26 protein-coding genes and 1 tRNA gene are annotated in these 19329 nt (G+C 44.2%); 19 read left to right on the forward strand and 8 right to left on the reverse strand.

Annotation, left to right across the window (positions count from 1 at the left end):
• Position 1: 1 nt before the first annotated feature.
• Genes RTP55_RS07340 through RTP55_RS07355 form a run of 4 tightly spaced genes read right to left on the reverse strand, consistent with a single transcriptional unit; the run spans position 2 to position 1654 of the window.
• Positions 2-337: a hypothetical protein gene (locus RTP55_RS07340; RefSeq protein WP_312385277.1), complete on the reverse strand. Its 336-nt coding sequence runs from the start codon at positions 335-337 to the stop codon at positions 2-4.
• The gene (locus RTP55_RS07345; RefSeq protein ID WP_312385279.1) at positions 334-855 is read right to left on the reverse strand and encodes a hypothetical protein; all 522 of its coding nucleotides are present in this window, start codon (positions 853-855) and stop codon (positions 334-336) included. The genes RTP55_RS07340 and RTP55_RS07345 overlap by 4 nt, the downstream gene beginning before the upstream one ends.
• Entirely contained in the window at positions 852-1346 is a 495-nt protein-coding gene (locus RTP55_RS07350) for a phage regulatory CII family protein (RefSeq protein WP_312385281.1), read from the reverse strand. Before RTP55_RS07350 ends, RTP55_RS07345 begins: the two co-directional genes overlap by 4 nt.
• A 41-nt stretch (positions 1347-1387) precedes the next feature.
• Positions 1388-1654, reverse strand: coding sequence for a transcriptional regulator (locus tag RTP55_RS07355; protein ID WP_312385283.1), 267 nt, complete (start codon positions 1652-1654; stop codon positions 1388-1390).
• Positions 1655-1793: 139 nt separating this feature from the next.
• Between RTP55_RS07355 and RTP55_RS07360 the strand changes: the two genes are divergently transcribed.
• The 13 genes from RTP55_RS07360 (at position 1794) to RTP55_RS07420 (ending at position 7743) form a co-directional block, all read left to right on the forward strand.
• Complete coding sequence (locus tag RTP55_RS07360; protein WP_312385284.1) at positions 1794-2576, forward strand: XRE family transcriptional regulator; 783 nt, start codon at positions 1794-1796, stop codon at positions 2574-2576.
• Positions 2577-2583: 7 nt separating this feature from the next.
• Positions 2584-3447 carry an exonuclease domain-containing protein gene (locus RTP55_RS07365; RefSeq protein ID WP_312385286.1) on the forward strand — a complete coding sequence of 288 codons (864 nt, stop codon included), beginning with the start codon at positions 2584-2586 and terminating at the stop codon, positions 3445-3447.
• A 92-nt stretch (positions 3448-3539) separates the two neighbouring features.
• Positions 3540-3905 (forward strand): hypothetical protein, encoded by a 366-nt coding sequence (locus RTP55_RS07370; protein ID WP_312385289.1) that lies wholly within the window; start codon positions 3540-3542, stop codon positions 3903-3905.
• Positions 3906-3909: 4 nt separating this feature from the next.
• Positions 3910-4533, forward strand: coding sequence for a hypothetical protein (locus tag RTP55_RS07375; protein WP_312385291.1), 624 nt, complete (start codon positions 3910-3912; stop codon positions 4531-4533).
• Positions 4526-4885, forward strand: coding sequence for a hypothetical protein (locus tag RTP55_RS07380; protein ID WP_312385295.1), 360 nt, complete (start codon positions 4526-4528; stop codon positions 4883-4885). The genes RTP55_RS07375 and RTP55_RS07380 overlap by 8 nt, the downstream gene beginning before the upstream one ends.
• Complete coding sequence (locus RTP55_RS07385; protein ID WP_312385296.1) at positions 4885-5373, forward strand: hypothetical protein; 489 nt, start codon at positions 4885-4887, stop codon at positions 5371-5373. The genes RTP55_RS07380 and RTP55_RS07385 overlap by 1 nt, the downstream gene beginning before the upstream one ends.
• The gene (locus RTP55_RS07390; RefSeq protein ID WP_312385297.1) at positions 5364-5624 is read left to right on the forward strand and encodes a hypothetical protein; all 261 of its coding nucleotides are present in this window, start codon (positions 5364-5366) and stop codon (positions 5622-5624) included. The genes RTP55_RS07385 and RTP55_RS07390 overlap by 10 nt, the downstream gene beginning before the upstream one ends.
• 5 nt (positions 5625-5629) lie before the next feature.
• Positions 5630-6088, forward strand: coding sequence for a hypothetical protein (locus tag RTP55_RS07395; RefSeq protein WP_312385299.1), 459 nt, complete (start codon positions 5630-5632; stop codon positions 6086-6088).
• A gap of 9 nt (positions 6089-6097) precedes the next feature.
• Positions 6098-6655, forward strand: coding sequence for a hypothetical protein (locus RTP55_RS07400; RefSeq protein ID WP_312385300.1), 558 nt, complete (start codon positions 6098-6100; stop codon positions 6653-6655).
• The gene (locus RTP55_RS07405; protein ID WP_312385301.1) at positions 6652-6870 is read left to right on the forward strand and encodes a hypothetical protein; all 219 of its coding nucleotides are present in this window, start codon (positions 6652-6654) and stop codon (positions 6868-6870) included. Before RTP55_RS07400 ends, RTP55_RS07405 begins: the two co-directional genes overlap by 4 nt.
• A complete protein-coding gene (locus RTP55_RS07410) occupies positions 6863-7114 on the forward strand; it encodes a hypothetical protein (protein WP_312385303.1) in 252 nt (83 codons plus the stop codon). Before RTP55_RS07405 ends, RTP55_RS07410 begins: the two co-directional genes overlap by 8 nt.
• On the forward strand, positions 7101-7460 hold the full coding sequence (locus RTP55_RS07415; protein WP_312385304.1) for a hypothetical protein: 360 nt from the start codon (positions 7101-7103) through the stop codon (positions 7458-7460). The genes RTP55_RS07410 and RTP55_RS07415 overlap by 14 nt, the downstream gene beginning before the upstream one ends.
• The gene (locus tag RTP55_RS07420) at positions 7453-7743 is read left to right on the forward strand and encodes a hypothetical protein (protein ID WP_312385306.1); all 291 of its coding nucleotides are present in this window, start codon (positions 7453-7455) and stop codon (positions 7741-7743) included. The genes RTP55_RS07415 and RTP55_RS07420 overlap by 8 nt, the downstream gene beginning before the upstream one ends.
• Before the next feature lie 22 nt (positions 7744-7765).
• Here RTP55_RS07420 and RTP55_RS07425 read toward each other — a convergent pair whose 3' ends face one another.
• On the reverse strand, positions 7766-8836 hold the full coding sequence (locus RTP55_RS07425; protein ID WP_312385307.1) for a tyrosine-type recombinase/integrase: 1071 nt from the start codon (positions 8834-8836) through the stop codon (positions 7766-7768).
• 113 nt (positions 8837-8949) lie between these two features.
• Positions 8950-9026 (reverse strand) — tRNA-Val (locus RTP55_RS07430).
• Between the two features lie 223 nt (positions 9027-9249).
• Between RTP55_RS07430 and RTP55_RS07435 the strand changes: the two genes are divergently transcribed.
• The 4 genes from RTP55_RS07435 to RTP55_RS07450 all read left to right on the forward strand — a co-directional run bounded on the left by RTP55_RS07435 (position 9250) and on the right by RTP55_RS07450 (position 12375).
• Entirely contained in the window at positions 9250-9525 is a 276-nt protein-coding gene (locus RTP55_RS07435) for a PepSY domain-containing protein (RefSeq protein WP_007117114.1), read from the forward strand.
• Positions 9526-9637: 112 nt separating this feature from the next.
• Positions 9638-10177, forward strand: coding sequence for a cytochrome b/b6 domain-containing protein (locus RTP55_RS07440; RefSeq protein ID WP_312385309.1), 540 nt, complete (start codon positions 9638-9640; stop codon positions 10175-10177).
• Between the two features lie 43 nt (positions 10178-10220).
• A complete protein-coding gene (locus RTP55_RS07445; RefSeq protein ID WP_007117116.1) occupies positions 10221-10898 on the forward strand; it encodes a response regulator in 678 nt (225 codons plus the stop codon).
• Positions 10899-10932: 34 nt separating this feature from the next.
• Positions 10933-12375 (forward strand): ATP-binding protein, encoded by a 1443-nt coding sequence (locus tag RTP55_RS07450; protein WP_312385310.1) that lies wholly within the window; start codon positions 10933-10935, stop codon positions 12373-12375.
• A 93-nt stretch (positions 12376-12468) separates the two neighbouring features.
• Here the strand turns inward: RTP55_RS07450 and ppk2 are convergent, their stop codons facing one another.
• A complete protein-coding gene (gene ppk2 / locus RTP55_RS07455) occupies positions 12469-13482 on the reverse strand; it encodes a polyphosphate kinase 2 (RefSeq protein ID WP_312385312.1) in 1014 nt (337 codons plus the stop codon).
• 57 nt (positions 13483-13539) lie between these two features.
• Between ppk2 and RTP55_RS07460 the strand changes: the two genes are divergently transcribed.
• Positions 13540-14043, forward strand: a complete 504-nt coding sequence (locus tag RTP55_RS07460) for a hypothetical protein (protein WP_312385313.1) — start codon at positions 13540-13542, stop codon at positions 14041-14043.
• A 1-nt stretch (position 14044) separates the two neighbouring features.
• Here the strand turns inward: RTP55_RS07460 and RTP55_RS07465 are convergent, their stop codons facing one another.
• Positions 14045-15286, reverse strand: coding sequence for an NnrS family protein (locus tag RTP55_RS07465; RefSeq protein WP_312385316.1), 1242 nt, complete (start codon positions 15284-15286; stop codon positions 14045-14047).
• A 275-nt stretch (positions 15287-15561) separates the two neighbouring features.
• Here RTP55_RS07465 and metH point away from each other — a divergent pair, with 275 nt between their 5' ends.
• Entirely contained in the window at positions 15562-19329 is a 3768-nt protein-coding gene (gene metH, locus RTP55_RS07470; RefSeq protein ID WP_312385318.1) for a methionine synthase, read from the forward strand.

Raw genomic sequence — 19329 nt, forward strand, 5'->3', positions numbered from 1 at the left:
CTCAAACTGCCTTTTTATCAGATAACTCATACTTAATGCCTAATTCATCTAAAAGGCTGAGTAAAATTGTGTTGGCTTGATTGTTTAATTGTTGCTTAATAATAGTTTGGCGGCAAATTCTAAACGCCTCTTCAATGTCATCAATAATCGTTGCTGTCACATCACTAGGCTGCATGTTGAAAATTAAATCAACATAACCCTTATACATTTCTAATTCGCCTGACTTGTCGGCTTGGATTGCAGCCTTGGCAAACAAAGCAATAAATTTATAATGCGGATAAAATTCCAAAAGATTGATGTATCTTTGTTTTGGGCGACGCACTCGGTAACTACTCATGCAACACACTCCAAAAACTTGGCTGGATTTCCGGCTTCAGGCGATTTGATGATGCGCAAAATACCCATCTTTTCAAGTTGCTTGGCTGACTGCAAAAATGTGGTGCGATTTAATTTATGCTCGTTTATCACTGCATCAATATCTACATAGTCATACTGCGTCAGTAGCGCAATAATTTTTTCGCGCATGTTGGTGCCTTTGAGTGCGCCATATTTGCCACGATAAGGTTTGTGTTTACCAATACGATCAATATTCTGCTTGTTTGTCGGTGCTTTTTTGCCCTTAGTGGTTGGCTTTTTAACCGCGGTCACTGGTTTGGGTAATTCTGTAACAGTCACTCCAGCTTTGGGTGCTGATACAGGGTTTGCACTAATAGAAAAACAGCGCCATGGTTTTGGTTTGATTTGGCTGTTGGGCGCAGTTACATCGGCACTGGTTAAATTATGTTGCGCCATCCAATCCGCGATGATGCGCTCTTGCTCGTCAAGGTTTGTTTTTGCATATCCTGATGTCATCATGATTTGTTTGCCTCCATGTTTTTGCGAGCTGATTCAGTCAATGCTTTAATTGTCGCCATCAGTGCATTACTAACTTTGGCAATCTCATCATATTCAGCAGGGGTAATCACCGCATCGGCATGGGCATTAACAGCAGTATTTAGCATTTCGCCAAACTTCTGACCCAATTCGCCTAGGTTTTTCATATATTCGGTTTGGTCGTTGGTATCATCATCCGGCAGTAAAAACCAACCTGCATTGCCATGTGCCGCACAGATTGAGTCTAAGATGCCCGTGTCTTTGGTGTAATCAATGACCATCTCTATCGTTTCAGGCGATAGAGTATGTCCATCACGATTTGGATTAATTTGCAGTGATAGCGTGTGAGGATTGCATCCAAAGGTGGCAGCAATTGCAGCAATAGTGCCATGCTCTTTTTTGCATGCTTGATATACGGCTTGTTTTAGTGGTAGTACGCAGGGCGAAATATTTCTTTGTTTTGCTTGTGACATTTTATAGCTCACTTTGTCGTTCAAATTAAACCGTTAATCTTTTATGCTGATTGTGTTGATTGAGCATCACACTCGTTAGCGGGGACTGGGAAAATGTCAGGGCGCAACTCATAGCATGGCACCCCAGTCACTTCGCTGATTTTTACAACATACTTTGCTGAGGCTTTTTTATCGCGAGCAACCATGACATTGACATTTGACGAGGTGCGTGAAAGACCGATTTTTTCGGACAGTTCTGCGTTACCGCCTGCAATAGTTATGGCTTTTTTTAGAGCATCTAGCATTGATGGCTCATGAGTATTTGACATTGTAATTACCTTTGTATTTAAAACTTAGGCATATAATTACATTTGTAATTGAATATGTCAATTACTTTTGAAACTGGTAAATTATTACATTTGTAATTATTATCGCGGAAAATTGACACTCAAAGTTACTGGAGTTCGCATGTACGCTGAATTAGACACATTAGGGAAACGGGTAAAATATTTTCGTGAGCAAAAAAAATTAAGCCAAGCCCAACTTGCTAATATGGTTTTAGCCAAAGATAAAAACACCGGTGAGCTGCGACCGATTGATCCGTCTGTGATTGGTAATATCGAAAATAGAGACAGTAAAAAAAGCCAACATACAGCAGGGCTTGCAAAGGCATTGGGTGTGAGCATGGAATGGCTTGCGACTGGCGAAGGCGAACCTGTCCAGACGCCAGTGCGTGATGCGCCAAAAAAAGATGTTGTATCTGAAGAATCAGCATTTGACTATGTTGTCATTGGTGGTAGCACGGATTACCCACTTGTTTTGGTTGATTACCTGGACAAAAAAGCAAGCTGTGGCGGCGGTTATGTCAATGGTGAATATGAAGAGAAAAAAGGACAAATAGCCTTTACGGTTGAATTTTTGCGTGAGAATAAATTACCAATTGACGGTGATGGCTTAGTGCTAATGCACGCATGTGGCGATAGCATGGGTTATACCATCCCAGATGAGACCATGATGCTGGTCAACCGCAAAGAGTGTCATTTTGAGAACATGATTAGCAAAGAAGTCTATACCTTTAATGCAGATGGTGAAATGATTTGTAAGCGCGCCTTTAAAAATTTGGACGGTTCAATCACGCTGGTATCAGACAATACGGATAAAACCCGTTATCCCGACCAAATTGTTGATAAAGACAAGTTTAATCATTTTGATATTTTTGGGCGTGTACGGTATACCTTTAACAAGATGTGAGGCAGTTATGGATTTTGTCGCATTGGATGTAGAGACGGCAAACTTTGACATTGGGTCAATTTGCCAGATTGGGATTGCGAAGTATCGACAAGGCAAACTCATTGATACGTTTGAGAGTTTGATAAATCCAAGATGTTCGTTTAGTCAAAAAAACATCGACATACACGGTATTACAGCCAGTACCGTCAAGGATGCACCCAACATATTTGATATCTATGGCAAAATCCTACAATTTGTAGGTGATGATGTAGTGGTAAGTCATACTAATTTTGACCAAAAAGCAATTATCACTTGTTTGTCCAATGCCAACTTACCGTTACCCAACTGGCAATGGGCGGATAGTAGCGTGATGGTGCGCTCAGCAGTTGAGAAATGGGCAAATAATGGTTATAGCCTTGCAAATGTATGCCAAGCTTGGGGTTATCAATTTGAGCACCATAACGCGCTAGAGGATGCCAAGGCGTGTGGTTTTATCGTCAATACGATTTTGCGTGAAAAGCAGTCATCTATTCATGATTGGATTGATAAGCCATTGACCAAAGCCGCCAAATCAATAAAGCCCTACCCTAATTCTGGCCGCTCAAAACAAGGCAATACTGATGGCCGTTTTTATGGCATGGCGATTTGCTTTACTGGTGAGCTGAGCATGAGCCGTGAGCAAATTGCCAATTTAGCAGCAAAACATGGCTTTGATGTTAAAGCAGGCGTCTCTAAAAAACTACATTATCTGGTAGTTGGTACACATGACGTCAGTTTGCTTGCAGGGTATGATAAGAGTAGCAAGCACCGAAAAGCAGAAGAATTAATCAGTCAGGGCATCGAAATACAAATAATTACAGAGAGAGATTTTATAAAAATAATTCAAATGTAATTAAATTTTGCCCTATTAACTACAAAAGTAATTGACATTATAAATTACAAATGTAATTATATATCTATGCTCAACAACATGGATATATCGTTATGCTCATTATCACCACCGCCGATCCAAGCAACACCCCAACCAAGCTAAAAAGAATTATCGAAGTGCCGCGCTGCAATGGTAAATCTCGGCTTGCCAAAACCATCGTCAACATCCCCACTGATACCGCACCTCATCAGCTTGATGCCCTTTATGAAGCAATGCTTGATGACGATATCGACCTTTACAACCCGCATCTTAACGTCCGTGACGCGTATATCCGTCATGTCGAACAGCAAAACGCTGGACTCAAGAGTCAAATCAACGACCTACAAGACCTATTAAGCCAGTCGGACCGCGTTATTCTTGCGCTAATCGCCTCACTACTCGTATTTGCGGTCATTGCTGTCGCAATGGTTTGGAGATAGTGACATGACTCAACAAACCTATACGCCCGACTGGTCAAAAGCCCCTACCGATGCCAATTGGCACGCGCGCGATAGCGACGGCTGTGGATTTTGGTACAACAAGCGCCCCGCTCAAAGCCGTGATTTTTGGGCGGCAGGTTGTAGCTTAACCATTGCCGACAACGATTGCCCTGTTTTAGACCATGATGCCGCGCTGGATAACTGGCGCGACACGCTGACAGTGCGCCCATTTCAAGACCGCGACATCCCACAAAATCTATCTGATTATTTCTCTGGCAAAACGCCCTTTATCATTGCGTATGTTGATTTGCTTTTGGCGCGGATGGCGAAAGAAGACAGATATAGTGATGACGATTGCGTTGGTGAATTTCCAGCGCCAGATGCGCCTGATGTATGTATTTATTCTCGAGATGGAGAAAGTGAGCATTTTGCAATCATCTTAGGCAAAGAAACTTCTGGATATAGCACTCGTTTATTTACTTGGGTTTTGGGTAGTAGAGATAACTCTTTTGGTTTCTTTAATTTAGACGACACCGATTTTTCATCCGAATCCGAATCTTGGTTACGCACCATCACCGAACTTGAAGCCGTGGAATTTCGCAAAGCAATGGAGGCAGTTTATGGCTAAAACAGCTACCCAACTACTGCGTCGATTGATGACCAAAGCTGACTTGAGTAACCAAGTTAGCGCCCTTGCTTTATTAAATGCCCGTCAAACCTGGTCAGACTATATTGATACGCCAGATAACCATCGTAATTGGACTGACGTTCAGACTGTTTTAACTGAACTCAGCATCATTGTTAAACAAATATGCGCGGGCGATTGTCGCATCAATCCAGAGACGCGCAAAGATTTGGCAGATTTGGTCACTATGCTACGCCATAGCATGGCAACAGGCGAAATCCTTGAGCCAAAACCAGTGCCGATGCCAATGCCTGAACCAGCCAATGATGATGACGATGGTAAGGAGGCCGCCTAATGCCTTTTATTATCAGTATAAGCGGTGCTGAAAAAATCGGTGTGAGCGTGGCTTGTCAACGGCTCTATCATGCACTGCGCCACACGCACACGGTCAAAATTGTTGACATGAAAACTCGCAACAATGTCATGGCGTTTGAAGATGACCTGCTAACCGATGAATACAAAGACTTTGACGTGCTGATCATCGACAAGCACCCGTATATCAGCTCTGCCCTGCATCGCAATCTGCGCTCATCGTTGTTTGATGATGACAGCGTCAAGCCTGACATCAGTTTTGTCATGGTTTGCCGTTTTGACACCTACAAACAGCGTCGACCACAAGCAAAAGTCTCTTATCACTTGCTTGATAGCTATGCCACCAGTGCCCCCAAGTACTTTGGCACAGACAATCATCACCGCATTGCTTGTGACGGCGCGGATGGTCAGCTTGCTTGTGCCGGGAAAATCATAGCAAAAGTGCGTAAGGAGTTAATCCGATGCAAATGACGTTATCACTCAATCGCCGAACTCACCTATTTATCAAAGATGGCAGATTGTTTTTTAAGCTGTACAAACAAAGTCAGTTTACTGACAAAAAAGATTGTGCAGTTTTAAGCGATGTGACAATTGAAGATGCCAAGCGCATCCATCAATGGCTTGGCGATGTGATTGCCCAATGCAAACAGAGTAAGCCGGCCCCTAGCGGCAAATCTATTGATGAGCATCTTGCTCAGATTAAACAACTTTTAAATGGATAATTAATATGGCTGATAAAAATAAAATTGAGTATTGGTTTACTTACGAAAATGAAGAGCGTTTTCACCATGGCGGCTTTGCTACTTTTGATGAGGCAAAAAATGTGCTTTTCAATATGCACAAAAGCAACTTATCTGAACGTGAATCTATCGAAAATTTACCGACTGAATCAACAATCGGTGAAATGGTACATCCAACCGTTGCTGCAAAAAGACACATTCCGACTTTGGTAGAAACTATAAAAGAGCAAATCATAGAATCGCTTATTTTCGATTTTGGTATTGAGGATGAGCCTTGCTCATTCGATGCAGATGATGACAAGCTTATCACTGATATGTTGCACAAACTTTTTGATGCTGATAGATGGCATTACGTTGGAGTTGCTACCAACTGTACTATTGTCAATCTAAGCAATATTAAAACTGATACTGCTGAATCTGATAGCTGGGACGATTTGCCTTTTTGAGTAACTTTTATGACTAACCGCAAAATATCAAAGTCAACTGCTGCCGCCAAGCGCAAATCACGGTTAAAAACACACAAAGCACAAGCCATCATGGATGTGTACGAAATGGCAGTAATGACGCCAGAACAGCGCGCGTTTGAAGATGAATTAATCAGGGTCAGTCAGTACGTTAAGACGCATCATGCTCACCCCGGCGTACTTAACAAACGCGTTGGCTGCAAATACCGTGGCTGGGTAAAAATATCGGCTTGTGGACGTAAAGGCAATGAGTACATGCTCAATCGTATCAAAGCCATGCAGTTTTATGGCGATTGGTGCCCAAGCACAAAGCTTGATGAGATTATCCCAGATGAGTTTATCGATGACGGAGTCAAACGCTGCTATCACGTTGATTTTTTTATGACGGATATCGCGGGTAATGAGTACGAGATCGATACCCAAAAAATTTATAACCCCAAGTCGATGACTGATTTGCAGCTGCAAGTCGCTAGCTTAGTGCGTAGCATTGCTGAACAAGACGGCTATTTGTTTGATTTTGATAAATCGTATGTCGAGATACGCGCATGAGTCGGCGATTGCGCCATCCAAATCACCGCATCACTGATAACGGTCACTATGTTTGCGGTTTTAAACGCAAGACCGATGGTTACTCAGGCAGAGTGATTGAAGATGAGCAAGGCAATTGGCTACAAGTAGCGCAGTACGTTAATTGGGACAAACAAGGTCAAGCGATTGACCATGAATTTGGCAATCTAGTAAGAAGGAAAAATAGTAATGACTGATAATAAAGAAAGTAAGTGGACAACAATACATTTAAGTCACGGTATTGATGGTCTGTTGCGTTACAAAGATTTAACGGATGTTTGTGAGTCTGACGAATTTAAAACAGACAAAGACATCCGCAATGAGTTGTTAAGGCGTAAAGCTGCGGGTGAGCTTTATATATCGGTTGGCGAATGTGATAACTTTGATCCCAAAACAGGTTGCCTTGGGCATCCAAGTGAGGCACCAAATGTCATTGATTAAAGAATTGGAAAAGGAATTGGCTAGAAATTGCCGTCTCAACAATTGGGATTTAGGGTTTCAAGCAGCTATTGATATTGTTAAGCAGCATAGCGATTGGCAAAACCTATCAAGCGATACACAGCTACAAGATGGTCAGACTGACGCAGTGATTGAGCGTCCGCAAACGCTGATTGAGAGGATACAGCCAATTTTAGATGATTTGATGATGGAATGTTTTAAACATGGATTTCATCAAAAAGAAATGACTGAAGCGGAGTTTATTGATTATTCGCGCAAAAATTGTGTCCCACTGAAGCGCGAAATTATTGGTATTCTGAAGCAACAGAGCGAGGTGCAAAATGTCTAATCGCTACACAATTGAAATTATCGCCGATGCGCCGCCAAGATTATGCCTTGGCGATGTGATAGCGGGTGGGCAAATTGTCGGCATCAACTGCGCCAATGATGGGCCTGATGTCGTATCTGCTGCATGGCTTGCCGATAGGCTGACACTGAGTAAATCCACTATTGTCAATCGCTGCATCAATATCAACATCGGCACAAATGGCAAACATCTCTATAATCGTGAGCAAGCGATTACCCTGCTCACTACATCCGCACCCAAACGAGGCAGGCGCCGCGCAAGTTAAAAAGACCCGCTAATGCGGGTTTTTATTTGTCCCCATACATCGCATCATACAACTCATCCGCCGTTGGGTTGTAATACACGTTTAGCAATGTCTCAATCTTTTTATGACCTGTGATTTTTGCTACAAGCTCGACGGGCAATTTTTGCGTTTTAACAAATCGACTGATTGCCTCATGCCGTGTATCTCTAAACTGCAAATCTTTGATACCCGCTTTGATACACGCTCTATCAAATGCAGTTTTAAACGATTCAACATTGATAATAAACAAATTATCCTTTTTATCATGCTTGTCAAAACTTGACAGACAAGCAAGCAACTCACGCATGATAGGTGATAAAGGTACATCGCGCGGATCATCTGTCTTGGTTACGGGCAAATGCACATGATTTTTATGCACATCGCCCCACGTCATACCAAAAATTTCACCTCGTCGCATCGCTGACTCAATTGCCCAGACAAGACACCAACCAACATAATGTTTACCCAGCGTTGGGGTTTGCCCAACTTGATAATCACAGGCTATAAGTAGCGCATCAATCTCATCTTGAGTAATGCGGCGATAGCGGTCTTTATTTTTGCTTGGCTTATGTACGTCAAGGCATGGGTTTTTATCAATGATAAATAGATTTTTGACTGCATAACTAAAAACAGATGACAGATAACTAAAATCACGCAGCACGGTCGAGGATGCCACTTTTTGCAGCCGCATATCACGGTACCTGGTCAAATCTTGGGCAGTGATATCAACGACGCGCATTGATGTGAGCCAGCTATAATCACGGATAATCATGCGTTGATAATCCAAATCCGTGCGCTTGCCCTTGGATTGACGTCTTGATGACTCATACTGTATTGTCATCAACTCATCCAATTTGATCTGTGAGCGCGTCTCAGCTGCGGACAGTTGACCAGCTTTTGACTCAAGCAGTTTACGACTTGCCCAAGCATGACACTCTTTGACTGTGTCACGTGTGGCAGACATGCGCTGTCCGTCTATCATAATCTCGATGCGATAGGCATCGCCGCGTTTGCGGGGTGTTGGTAGTTTCATTGGCAAAATCTTGGCGTAATTGTGGCGTAAATTAATACGCATTTTACGCATTTTTTGCTTAAAATGGACAAAATAAAACTAATTAAGCGTAACGATTTTTGACCGCGAAAACAAAGAAAAACCCCACAACCGCTATGGCTGTGGGGTTTCGTATTTGGTAGGCATAATCTGACTCGAACAGACGACCCCCACCATGTCAAGGTGGTGCTCTAACCAACTGAGCTATATGCCTAAAAGGGTCTAACAACCTACTTGCGTAAGTAGGAGTGCCATTTTACCAAAAAATTTCGCTTTTGCAAGTGGTTTTAATTTTTCGCTTCAATTTTTATTGCGCCATCTTCAGCTAAGTTTTCGTTAAGGTTAGGTTGTTTCAATACACTCAGCCACTCGGATATACCTCAGTATCAACCTTATCCCGTGACCTGACAACTTTATCAAAAACTTAGGATGGCATTATGAAAAAATCATTAATTACTTCAGGCTTATTGGCACTCGCTATGTTATCAGCTAGCAGCGCATTTGCCGAAGCCAACTGCCAAGCACACCCAAAAAACGAACAAATCCCGCAAGCCGATTTTCAAAAAGCACTAGAAAAACATGGCTTTACTATCAAAAAATTCAAAACTGATGGCAACTGCTTTGAGATGTATGGCAAAAGCAAAGGTGGAAAAAAAGTCGAAATGTACTTCGATACCAAAGACGGCAAAATCGTTAAATCAGAAATCGACTAATGATAGGATAAGCAAACCGTCCAACCAACGCAATTTGAGGTAGGTTTGCCAATGTTATGCCTTCACACGGCTAACTTAGCCGTGTTGATATTTTAGACAATGGAAAATAACAATGTTACCACAACCACAATCTGCACAAACCATCAAAGTCTGGGATATTTGGGTGCGCATCACTCATTGGGCAGTCGCTGCGGGTATTTTTGCCAACCTTATCGTCACTGAAGGTGGTAGTGATGTGCATGAGTACATAGGTTATGTCGTCGTGGCGCTGGTAGTGTCTCGTTTGATTTGGGGATTGGTGGGTAGCCAATACGCCAGATTTAGTAATTTTTTCCCTACCCCAACCCGCATTCGCGAGCATATGACCGACATCAAGCAGCATAAATTTCAAGATCATCTGGGTCACAATCCGTTGGGTGCGCTGATGATGTTTGCGCTGTGGGCCGTTATTATCGCGCTGGGGGTCACAGGCTATCTGCAAACCACCGACCAATTTTGGGGAGAAGATAGCATCCAAGCGATTCACGAATTTTTAGCCAATAGTCTTTGGGTACTAGTCCCTTTACACGTGGCAGCCGCGATTATAATGGGAAGACTACAACAGCAAAACTTGGTAAAATCGATGATAACGGGTGAAAAAACCGTTCAATAAATACCTTTGCTAAAAAATAAGATAAAACCTACGGAAGACTCTCATGACCCGAATTTTACTGATTGAAGATGATGCCACCATTGCCGATGGCATTGTCAAAGGCTTGAGCCAACAAAACATGATGGTGGATTGGTTTGCTGATGCCAAACTCGGTGAAATGGCCATTCATGAAGGGGTGTTTGATGCCGTGTTATTGGATTTGACCTTGCCACGTGGTGATGGAATGACCATTTTAGCCAATTGGCGACAGCAAAAGATTGACACGCCTGTCTTGATTATTACGGCGCGTGATGCCATTGCCAACCGCGTGGCAGGTCTCAATGCTGGCGCAGACGATTATTTGGTCAAACCCTTTGCTTTAGATGAAGTGGTTGCCCGTTTGCAGGCTTTGATTCGCCGTAGCCAAGGGCGCAGTCAAACCGAAATCCGTTATGGGGATGTCAGCTATTTGCCACAGCAGCAGCAAGTTTTTTATCAAGGCAAATGGGTGGATTTGACTGCCAAAGAAATCACTGTCCTTGAGCAGTTTATCAGCTATCCCAATTTGGTACATAGCCGTGCCAGCCTTGAGGATAAGCTATACGGTTGGCAGCAAGATATTGAAAGCAATGCGATTGAGGTACATATTCATAACCTGCGAAAAAAACTCGGCAATGATTTTATCCTCACTCGGCGTGGTATTGGCTATTATCTCAATCCTGCCTTGCAGCGCCCTGAATGATTCCCCCGATATCCTGCTTTAAGCTGTTACCATTATGACCCCTACCACCCAAAAAGCTTATAGTATCCAAAGGCAGCTACTCAATTCCCTGCTCATCGGACTACCGATTATTTGGCTATCGATTACCCTCATATCGGTATGGCGGCTTTCGCACGAAATCAACGAAATCAATGACACCCAAATCACCCAATTAGCCCGCTATCTGATTGGTATTTCTCAAGACGTTAAGCTTCATCTCACCAACCCTGCCAATGAGCCTAAAATTTTAAATCTTGAAAATGGCTTGCTATCAGGCGATTTAGGGGATGCCGAAGAAGACTATATGGGCTTTGCGATTTGGGATCAAAACGGTAAATTACTGATGGCTGATAAAGACGGTCAGCATTTTACATTTTTGCCCAAACAACATGGGTTTTTGGAAAACAACAGTGCCTATCAAGAGCTCAATCCCTTTAGTCACTCGTGGCGCCTGTTTTATGCGCATGACGACGCTACCAACCATCTCATCGCTATCGGGCAAAACCTTAATTCGCGTCAAGAGATTATCTATAAATCATTAACCATTCAACTCGTTCCCTCGCTGATTGGGGTGCTGCTATTGATTATGCTGACATGGCTGTCAGTGCGACGAGGGTTTGTTCCACTTAAACGGATTAGTGACTTGTTGAGCACTCGCAGCCCTGAAGATAAAACCCCATTATCGGTCGATACACCATTAGAAATTCAACCCTTGCTAAACGCGCTTAATGAGTTATTTGATAAAGTCGCGGATACCCTTGAGCGTGAAAAACGCTTTACCGCAGATGCCTCTCATGAATTACGCAGCCCGCTCACTGCCATCAAACTACAGACCGATGTACTACAACAAACCATTTTGCAAGCCAATTTAACCGATAGTCAAACCGATGCCCTCCTGAGTCACTGCCGACAAATCAGTCATAGTAATGAGCGCGCCAATCGACTGGTCGAACAATTGCTGATTTTGGCAAAACTGGCGCCACAGCAAGGGCTCGACCCGCAGACCTTTGCACCGATTGATTGGATAGCCCTATCCAATGATATCCTCTCAGAAGTCAACCGTCGTGCCCGCGAAAAAAACAGCCAATTACGCCGTGATGTGTTAGTGGATGCCAAAGCTATTTTGCCTTTGACAGGTAACGCCACGTTAATCGGCATTTTGCTGCGTAACCTATTGGACAATGCCATTCGCTATAGCCCTGACCATACCACGATTCGGTTAGTGTTAGATAGCGAGGTGATTTCAGTCATCGACAATGGCAACGGGGTTGCACCTATCGACCTTGCTCGGCTATCAGAGCGGTTTTTTCGTCCCGCAGGTCAAGCTGAGATTGGTAGTGGCTTGGGTCTGTCGATTGTGCGCCGTATCGCTGAGCTGCATGGTTTGCAAATTACCCTACAGAACCTAGAACACGATGGGCAGATTTGCGGTTTTCAAGTCAGTCTCTTTAAGCGCTGACTTGCCCACTGCTGAAGCTTACTTTACCAACAACAGGGGGCATTTAAAAAAGGATACATAGCGTATCCTTTTTGTGGGAGTAAACTAAAAAAATTAGTACACGTTGGGCACATACATATCTTCAGCGATAGGCTCACGTTGGTAATTGTCGTGATGCTCGCGTTCTGGCAATACCACTTCATCCCGTTGTATTTCTTGGTAGGGAATTTGTGAGAGCAGATGGTTGATGCAGTTTAGCCGCGCTTTTTTCTTATCATCCCCCTCAACCACCCACCAACGAGCTTCTGGAATATGGGTGCGTTCAAACATCACTTCCTTGGCTTTGGTATAATCCTCCCAGCGGCGACGCGATTCTAAATCCATCGGCGAGAGTTTCCACTGTTTGAGCGGGTCATAAATACGGCTCATAAAGCGTGATTCTTGCTCGTCATCTGAAATAGAAAACCAATATTTGATTAAGCGAATCCCCGAGCGCACCAACATACGCTCAAATTCTGGCACTGACTCAAAAAACTCTTCGTATTGCGCGTCAGTACAAAATCCCATCACTCGCTCAACCCCTGCACGGTTGTACCAACTGCGGTCAAATAACACAATCTCGCCCGCCGCTGGCAGGTGCGCGACATAGCGCTGAAAATACCATTGGGTTTTTTCTCGGTCATTGGGTGCAGGCAGGGCGGCCACACGGCAGACACGCGGATTGAGCCGTTGGGTGATACGTTTGATAGCACCGCCTTTACCCGCTGAGTCGCGACCTTCAAAGATGACAACGATGCGCTCACCCGTTGCCACTACCCAATCTTGCAATTTGATCAATTCTTTTTGCAGACGAATCAATTCATTAAAATAAATATGGCGAGCGATTTTTTGGCTGTCGGTTAACGGCTGCCCGTCATACCGTAAATCTTGGATGTAGTCGTCCATTTCGGACTCAATCTCTTCATCATAGCTGTCAATCAAGTCGTCATGCATTTGTTGACGCAGTCTATCATTGTTTTTGAGGGTTTCATCATTTAAAAAATGTGATTGGGGTAAGTCATCAAGCATATCGGTAATATGATCGCTGATAGTGAGGTTGCTATGTGCAGTGGGCTGATTATTTGGCATATTGACGTTCTCTAATGAGCATTAAAAATGCTGATAATATGACAAAATTATGAAGGTATGATGATACAAAAGGTTAAAAACATCAGCTTATCTGCGCTGGCTGAAGCATTAAGTATTGTTGAGGCGTTAAAAACCAACCAAGTTGACAAACTGCCTTTGACAGCAGACATTCCGCCTACATCAGGTTTACAGCGTCCCGATCTTTGGGCAAGTCTGTTGACCATTAAACAAACGCCTGCGTTTACCCCGCTCGTCAAAACAGTAGCCGATAGTGAAGTCAAACTTATTTGGGCAGAAGCAGAATTTTGTGAGTTTGGTTGGCGCCATTCTCGCGAGCACTATAATACTGTTGACCGCTGGGTAGCTACGGCTGAATTAACCGCCTTAAATACATCGGGTGTGGATAAACAAAGCTTTAATGCGTTAAAAGCCCAGTATTTGGCGCGCTTAAAGCTGCTTGCTGCGACTAAAAATAGTAGAGAAAGTTGCCGTGGCGCTGTGTTACCTTATATCGAGCCACCCAAAGTTGCCATAGCTGATGAGCAGTTTACCGTTAAATAAACTAACCAAATAATTTATCTGTTCTTGGCAAAGTTAAGATAGGCGCATAACTCGCTACAAATACCAAGAAGGCGACAATCCAAAACGCTTGAGCCATTGCCAGCGTAGCAAAGTAATAATCAGGCAGTATCCAACCCAATACCGCCCTCGCCAACCAAGCCATCGTCATGCTAATAAAAATGACAGTAACGGTTTTGGGCGGCTGATGGATATTACGTCCGGTATGACCCAAAGACACCCGCGACATCATTGCCAGTGTCATTAGCCCAATACCTGATATCACAACGGCATGCAGCGCTAAGCTGTGATTGATGATACCAAAAGGGACTAATACAAATAGGAAAAACCCAATCACCATACCAAAAAAGCTTAGCCAAAGTGACCACAGTAGTGGTTTTGACCAAATTTCTGGCAAATACCAGTTTTTAAGTCGTATTAAATTGCTGATCGCAATGACTAGCGCTGCCGTACCGCTGGCACACACTGCCCAACGATAGCCCGTTAGAAACACATCACTCAGCATAAAGGCAAAAAATCCTAACAGACTGAGCCGATCCAGCAAATCAGAATTTTTAACTTTCTGTCGTACTTCCCCACCCGTAGCTATCCCACGCTCAATAAACATTGGCATCACGCGTCTACCGATGGTAAGCACCACGCCAACAATCAAATACAACCCAAATAACAGGGTCATATGCATGCCATTATTGTTTTGGGTAAATAGCGCAACATAAAACCAAACCTGTCCGATGAATAATAAAAGCAACTTAGCCACGATACCGATTTGACGTTTTTGCCGAACGCGATAAATCGGTAAGATAACAAAAGAGGCGGTTAATAACCAAAATATGATATCACTCGCAGCCGCTATCAGCGTGCCGGTGTTGATATTGATGCCGTTGGCCAAAAATAACACTCGAGCCAACGCCCAAGGTACAAAAATTACCAACAACTTATAACCGTAAGGCATAGACTGCTGAGTCCAAGCTTTCACGGCGGTCAACAAAAACCCTGCAATCACTGCCAGTGCGTAACCATACAACATCTCATGACCGTGCCAGTAAAACGGCATCATCTGATGCGTACCATCAAACTCAAACCGTGTGGCAAACGTTATGTATGCCCATTTCAGCATCGTCAAAATCGCAAACACTGCTGCACCTAAAAAGAAAATGCGAAAGCCTAAATTGAGTACAGGATGGGGAGAATAAGGGGGTTTGTTAGGTAATCTGATTTGTTGCATGGCTATGCTCACTTATTAGGGCAACCATCGTTTTAACATGTATTTAAAATATATATTATAGCAAAGTGTATATGAGAATAGCCGTTAATCTACATATTAAAGATTAACGCTATTTTCATTCTCTCTGCCTCATGCTTTTATACACAAATTAGGTTTTAGCTAAAATTTTCATTCAACAGGTTATTCCACAAATCTAACGATTGAGCGGCGACAAAATGTTATAATCGACTTATTAACAGATACCTATGACAATTTGAATCAGGACAAGCCTTTCGATGAGTATCAGCACCAGTAACGCACCTACCAGTCACAAACCCCACGACCCAACCAATTTTCAACTTACACCCCCTGCCAGCTTTCCGTTCAAAGCCATACAAGCGACCAATAAAGCGCGTTTAGCTGACCTGTTAAAACAGCGGATTTTGTTCCTTGACGGGGCGATGGGGACAGAAATCCAAAACTATAAACTCATCGAGGCAGACTACCGTGGTGAGCGATTTGCCAATTTTGGACGTGACGTCAAAGGCAACAATGACTTATTGGTACTGACCCAGCCGCATATCATCCGTGATATTCACCGCTCGTATCTTGAGGCAGGCGCAGATATCATTGAAACCAACAGTTTTAATGGCACGCAAATTTCGATGGCAGACTACGGCATGGAAAATCTCGTTTATGAGATTAACAAATCCGCCGCCGCCCTCGCCCGTCAAGTGTGTGATGAAGTCACTGCGATAAACCCAGAAAAACCTCGGTTTGTGGCAGGCGTGATTGGTCCCACCTCTCGCACTTGCTCGATTTCACCCGATGTCAATGACCCCGCCTTTCGTAACGTCACCTTCGATGAACTGGTTGATAACTACACTGAGGCGACTTACGCTTTGATTGAAGGCGGTGCGGACATTATCTTGATAGAAACCGTGTTCGATACCCTAAACGCCAAAGCAGCGATTTTTGCGGTGACGGGCGTGTTCGAGACCATTGGGTTTGAATTGCCGATTATGATTTCGGGCACCATTACCGATGCGTCGGGACGTACGCTGTCGGGGCAAACTGCCGAAGCATTTTATAATTCAATCCGCCACGCCAAGCCGATTTCGATTGGGTTTAACTGTGCGCTGGGCGCAGATGCGCTAAAGCCGCATATCAAAACCTTGTCGGATGTGTGCGAAACTTTTGTGTCCGCTCACCCCAATGCAGGCTTGCCCAACGAGTTTGGCGAATATGACGAAACCCCTGAACAAACTGCCACCATGGTTGCCGACTATGCCAAATCTGGCTTGGTCAATATCGTGGGCGGTTGCTGTGGTACCACCCCCAAACATATCGCCAAAATTGTCGAGATGACGTCACCCTTTGCCCCACGCCAGCTGCCAGACTACAAGCCAGCTTGCCGGTTGTCGGGACTCGAAGCATTCAACATCACCCGTGACAGCCTGTTTGTCAATGTCGGTGAACGTACCAATGTCACAGGTTCAAAGAAATTTTTGCGTCTCATCAAAAACGAAGAATACACCGAAGCGCTGGACGTGGCTCGTGACCAAGTCGAAGGCGGCGCCCAAGTCGTTGATATCAACATGGATGAAGCCATGCTAGATAGCAAGGCGGCGATGATTCACTTTGTCAATTTGGTCGCCAGTGAGCCAGATATCAGCCGTGTACCGCTGATGATTGATTCGTCAAAATGGGACATCATCGAAGCGGGTCTTAAATGCACGCAAGGCAAATCTGTGGTCAATTCGATCTCGTTAAAAGAAGGCAAGACAGAGTTTGTGGAAAAAGCCAAGCTATGTCAGCGTTATGGGGCGGCGATTATCGTCATGGCGTTCGATGAAGACGGACAGGCGGACAGTTTTGAGCGTAAAATCGAAATCTGCAAACGCTCATACGATATTTTGGTTGATGAAATCGGTTTTCCGAGTGAAGATATCATCTTTGACCCCAATATTTTTGCCGTCGCCACGGGGATTGAAGAGCATAACAATTACGGCTTAGACTTTATCAATGCCACCCGATGGATTACCGATAATTTGCCCAACGCCATGGTATCAGGTGGTGTGTCCAATGTGTCGTTCTCATTTCGTGGCAATCCCATTCGTGAAGCCATTCACGCCGTGTTCTTGTACCACGCTATCAAAAACGGCATGACCATGGGGATTGTCAACCCCGCCATGCTAGAGCTGTATGACGATATCGAGCCAGACGCTAGAAATGCTATTGAAGACGTGATTTTGAACCGCAACCAAGGCGAGTCAGGTCAAGACGCCACCGACCATTTGATGCAAGTGGCAGAAAACTATTTGAGCGGTAAGAAAAAAGACAGCACCGTCGATTTGTCATGGCGTGAATTGCCCGTCGAAAAACGCATTGAACATGCGTTAGTTAAAGGGGTAACCACTTATATCAATGAAGACACTGAAGAAGCACGGCTAAAATTCTCGCGTCCCTTAGACGTCATCGAAGGACCTTTGATGGACGGTATGAACGTGGTCGGTGACTTGTTTGGGGCAGGCAAAATGTTCCTACCGCAAGTGGTAAAATCCGCCCGTGTGATGAAGCAAGCGGTGGCATGGCTTAATCCGTATATCGAAAAAGAAAAAGTTGCAGGCGAAACCAAAGGCAAAGTACTCATGGCAACGGTGAAAGGCGATGTGCATGACATCGGCAAAAACATCGTTGGCGTAGTGCTTGGCTGTAATGGCTATGACATCATCGACTTAGGCGTGATGGTGCCTTGTGAAAAAATCCTACAAGTCGCCAAAGATGAAAACGTCGATATCATCGGCTTGTCAGGCTTGATTACCCCAAGCCTTGATGAAATGGTGTACGTCGCCAAACAAATGCAGGAGCAAGGCTTTAATCTACCCTTACTGATTGGCGGTGCAACGACTTCAAAAGCCCATACCGCGGTAAAAATCGAGCCCAACTATCAAAACGATGCGGTTGTCTATGTTGCCGATGCCAGCCGCGCAGTGGGCGTAGCGACGACTTTACTATCCAAAGAAAAACGCGTCGATTTTATCAGTGAGCTGCGTCAAGAGTATGGCGAAGTCCGTGAACGTCTTGCCAATCGCCAACCCAAAGCGGCGAAGCTATCATATGCGGAATCGATTGAACAAGGTTTCCAATACGACTGGGCGAACTACACGCCCCCTAAGCCCAACCAATTAGGACAAGTTATTTTGGACGATTATCCGTTACAAAATTTATTGCCTTATATCGACTGGACACCTTTCTTTATCTCTTGGGGATTGGTCGGTAAATATCCCAAAATCTTTGATGATAGCATCGTCGGGGAGGAAGCCAAAGACTTATTTGCCAATGCCCAAGCCATGATTGACAAATTAATCAAGGAAAAATTGGTCACAGCTAAAGCGGTGTTTAGACTAAGCCCTGCCCAACGCCCAAGCTCAGACACGGTGCAGGTACTAGACGACCAAGGCAATGTCACGCATACCTTTGAGCATTTACGCCAGCAGTCTGATAAAGCCAGTGGTAAACCTAATTACAGCCTAGCGGATTTTATCAGTCCTGAAAAAACCGATTATCTCGGTGGTTTTACCGTGTCATTGTTTGGCGCAGAAGCACTTGCCAATGACTATAAAGCCAAAGGTGATGATTATAGTGCCATCATGGTACAGGCGCTTTGCGACCGCTTTGCTGAAGCATTTGCTGAGCATTTGCATGAGTTGATTCGTAAACAGTATTGGGGCTATCAAGCGAATGAAAGCCTAACCAATGATGAACTCATCAAAGAAAAATATGTCGGCATTCGCCCTGCGCCGGGTTATCCTGCCTGCCCTGACCACACCGAAAAAGGCAAGCTGTTTGACTGGCTTGATACCACCAATGCCATTGGGACGTATTTGACAGAAAGCTATGCCATGTACCCTGCGTCTAGCGTGAGTGGGTTTTATTATAGCCACCCAGAGAGTGATTATTTTAATGTCGGTAAAATCAGTCAAGACCAGCTTGAAGATTATGCAGCGCGTAAAGGCTGGGATAAAGCTACAGCAGAAAAGTGGCTAAATCCGAATTTATAA

It is taken from the genome of Moraxella sp. CTOTU47579, assembly GCF_032004885.1.
Lineage (GTDB): Bacteria > Pseudomonadota > Gammaproteobacteria > Pseudomonadales > Moraxellaceae > Faucicola > Faucicola tetraodonis.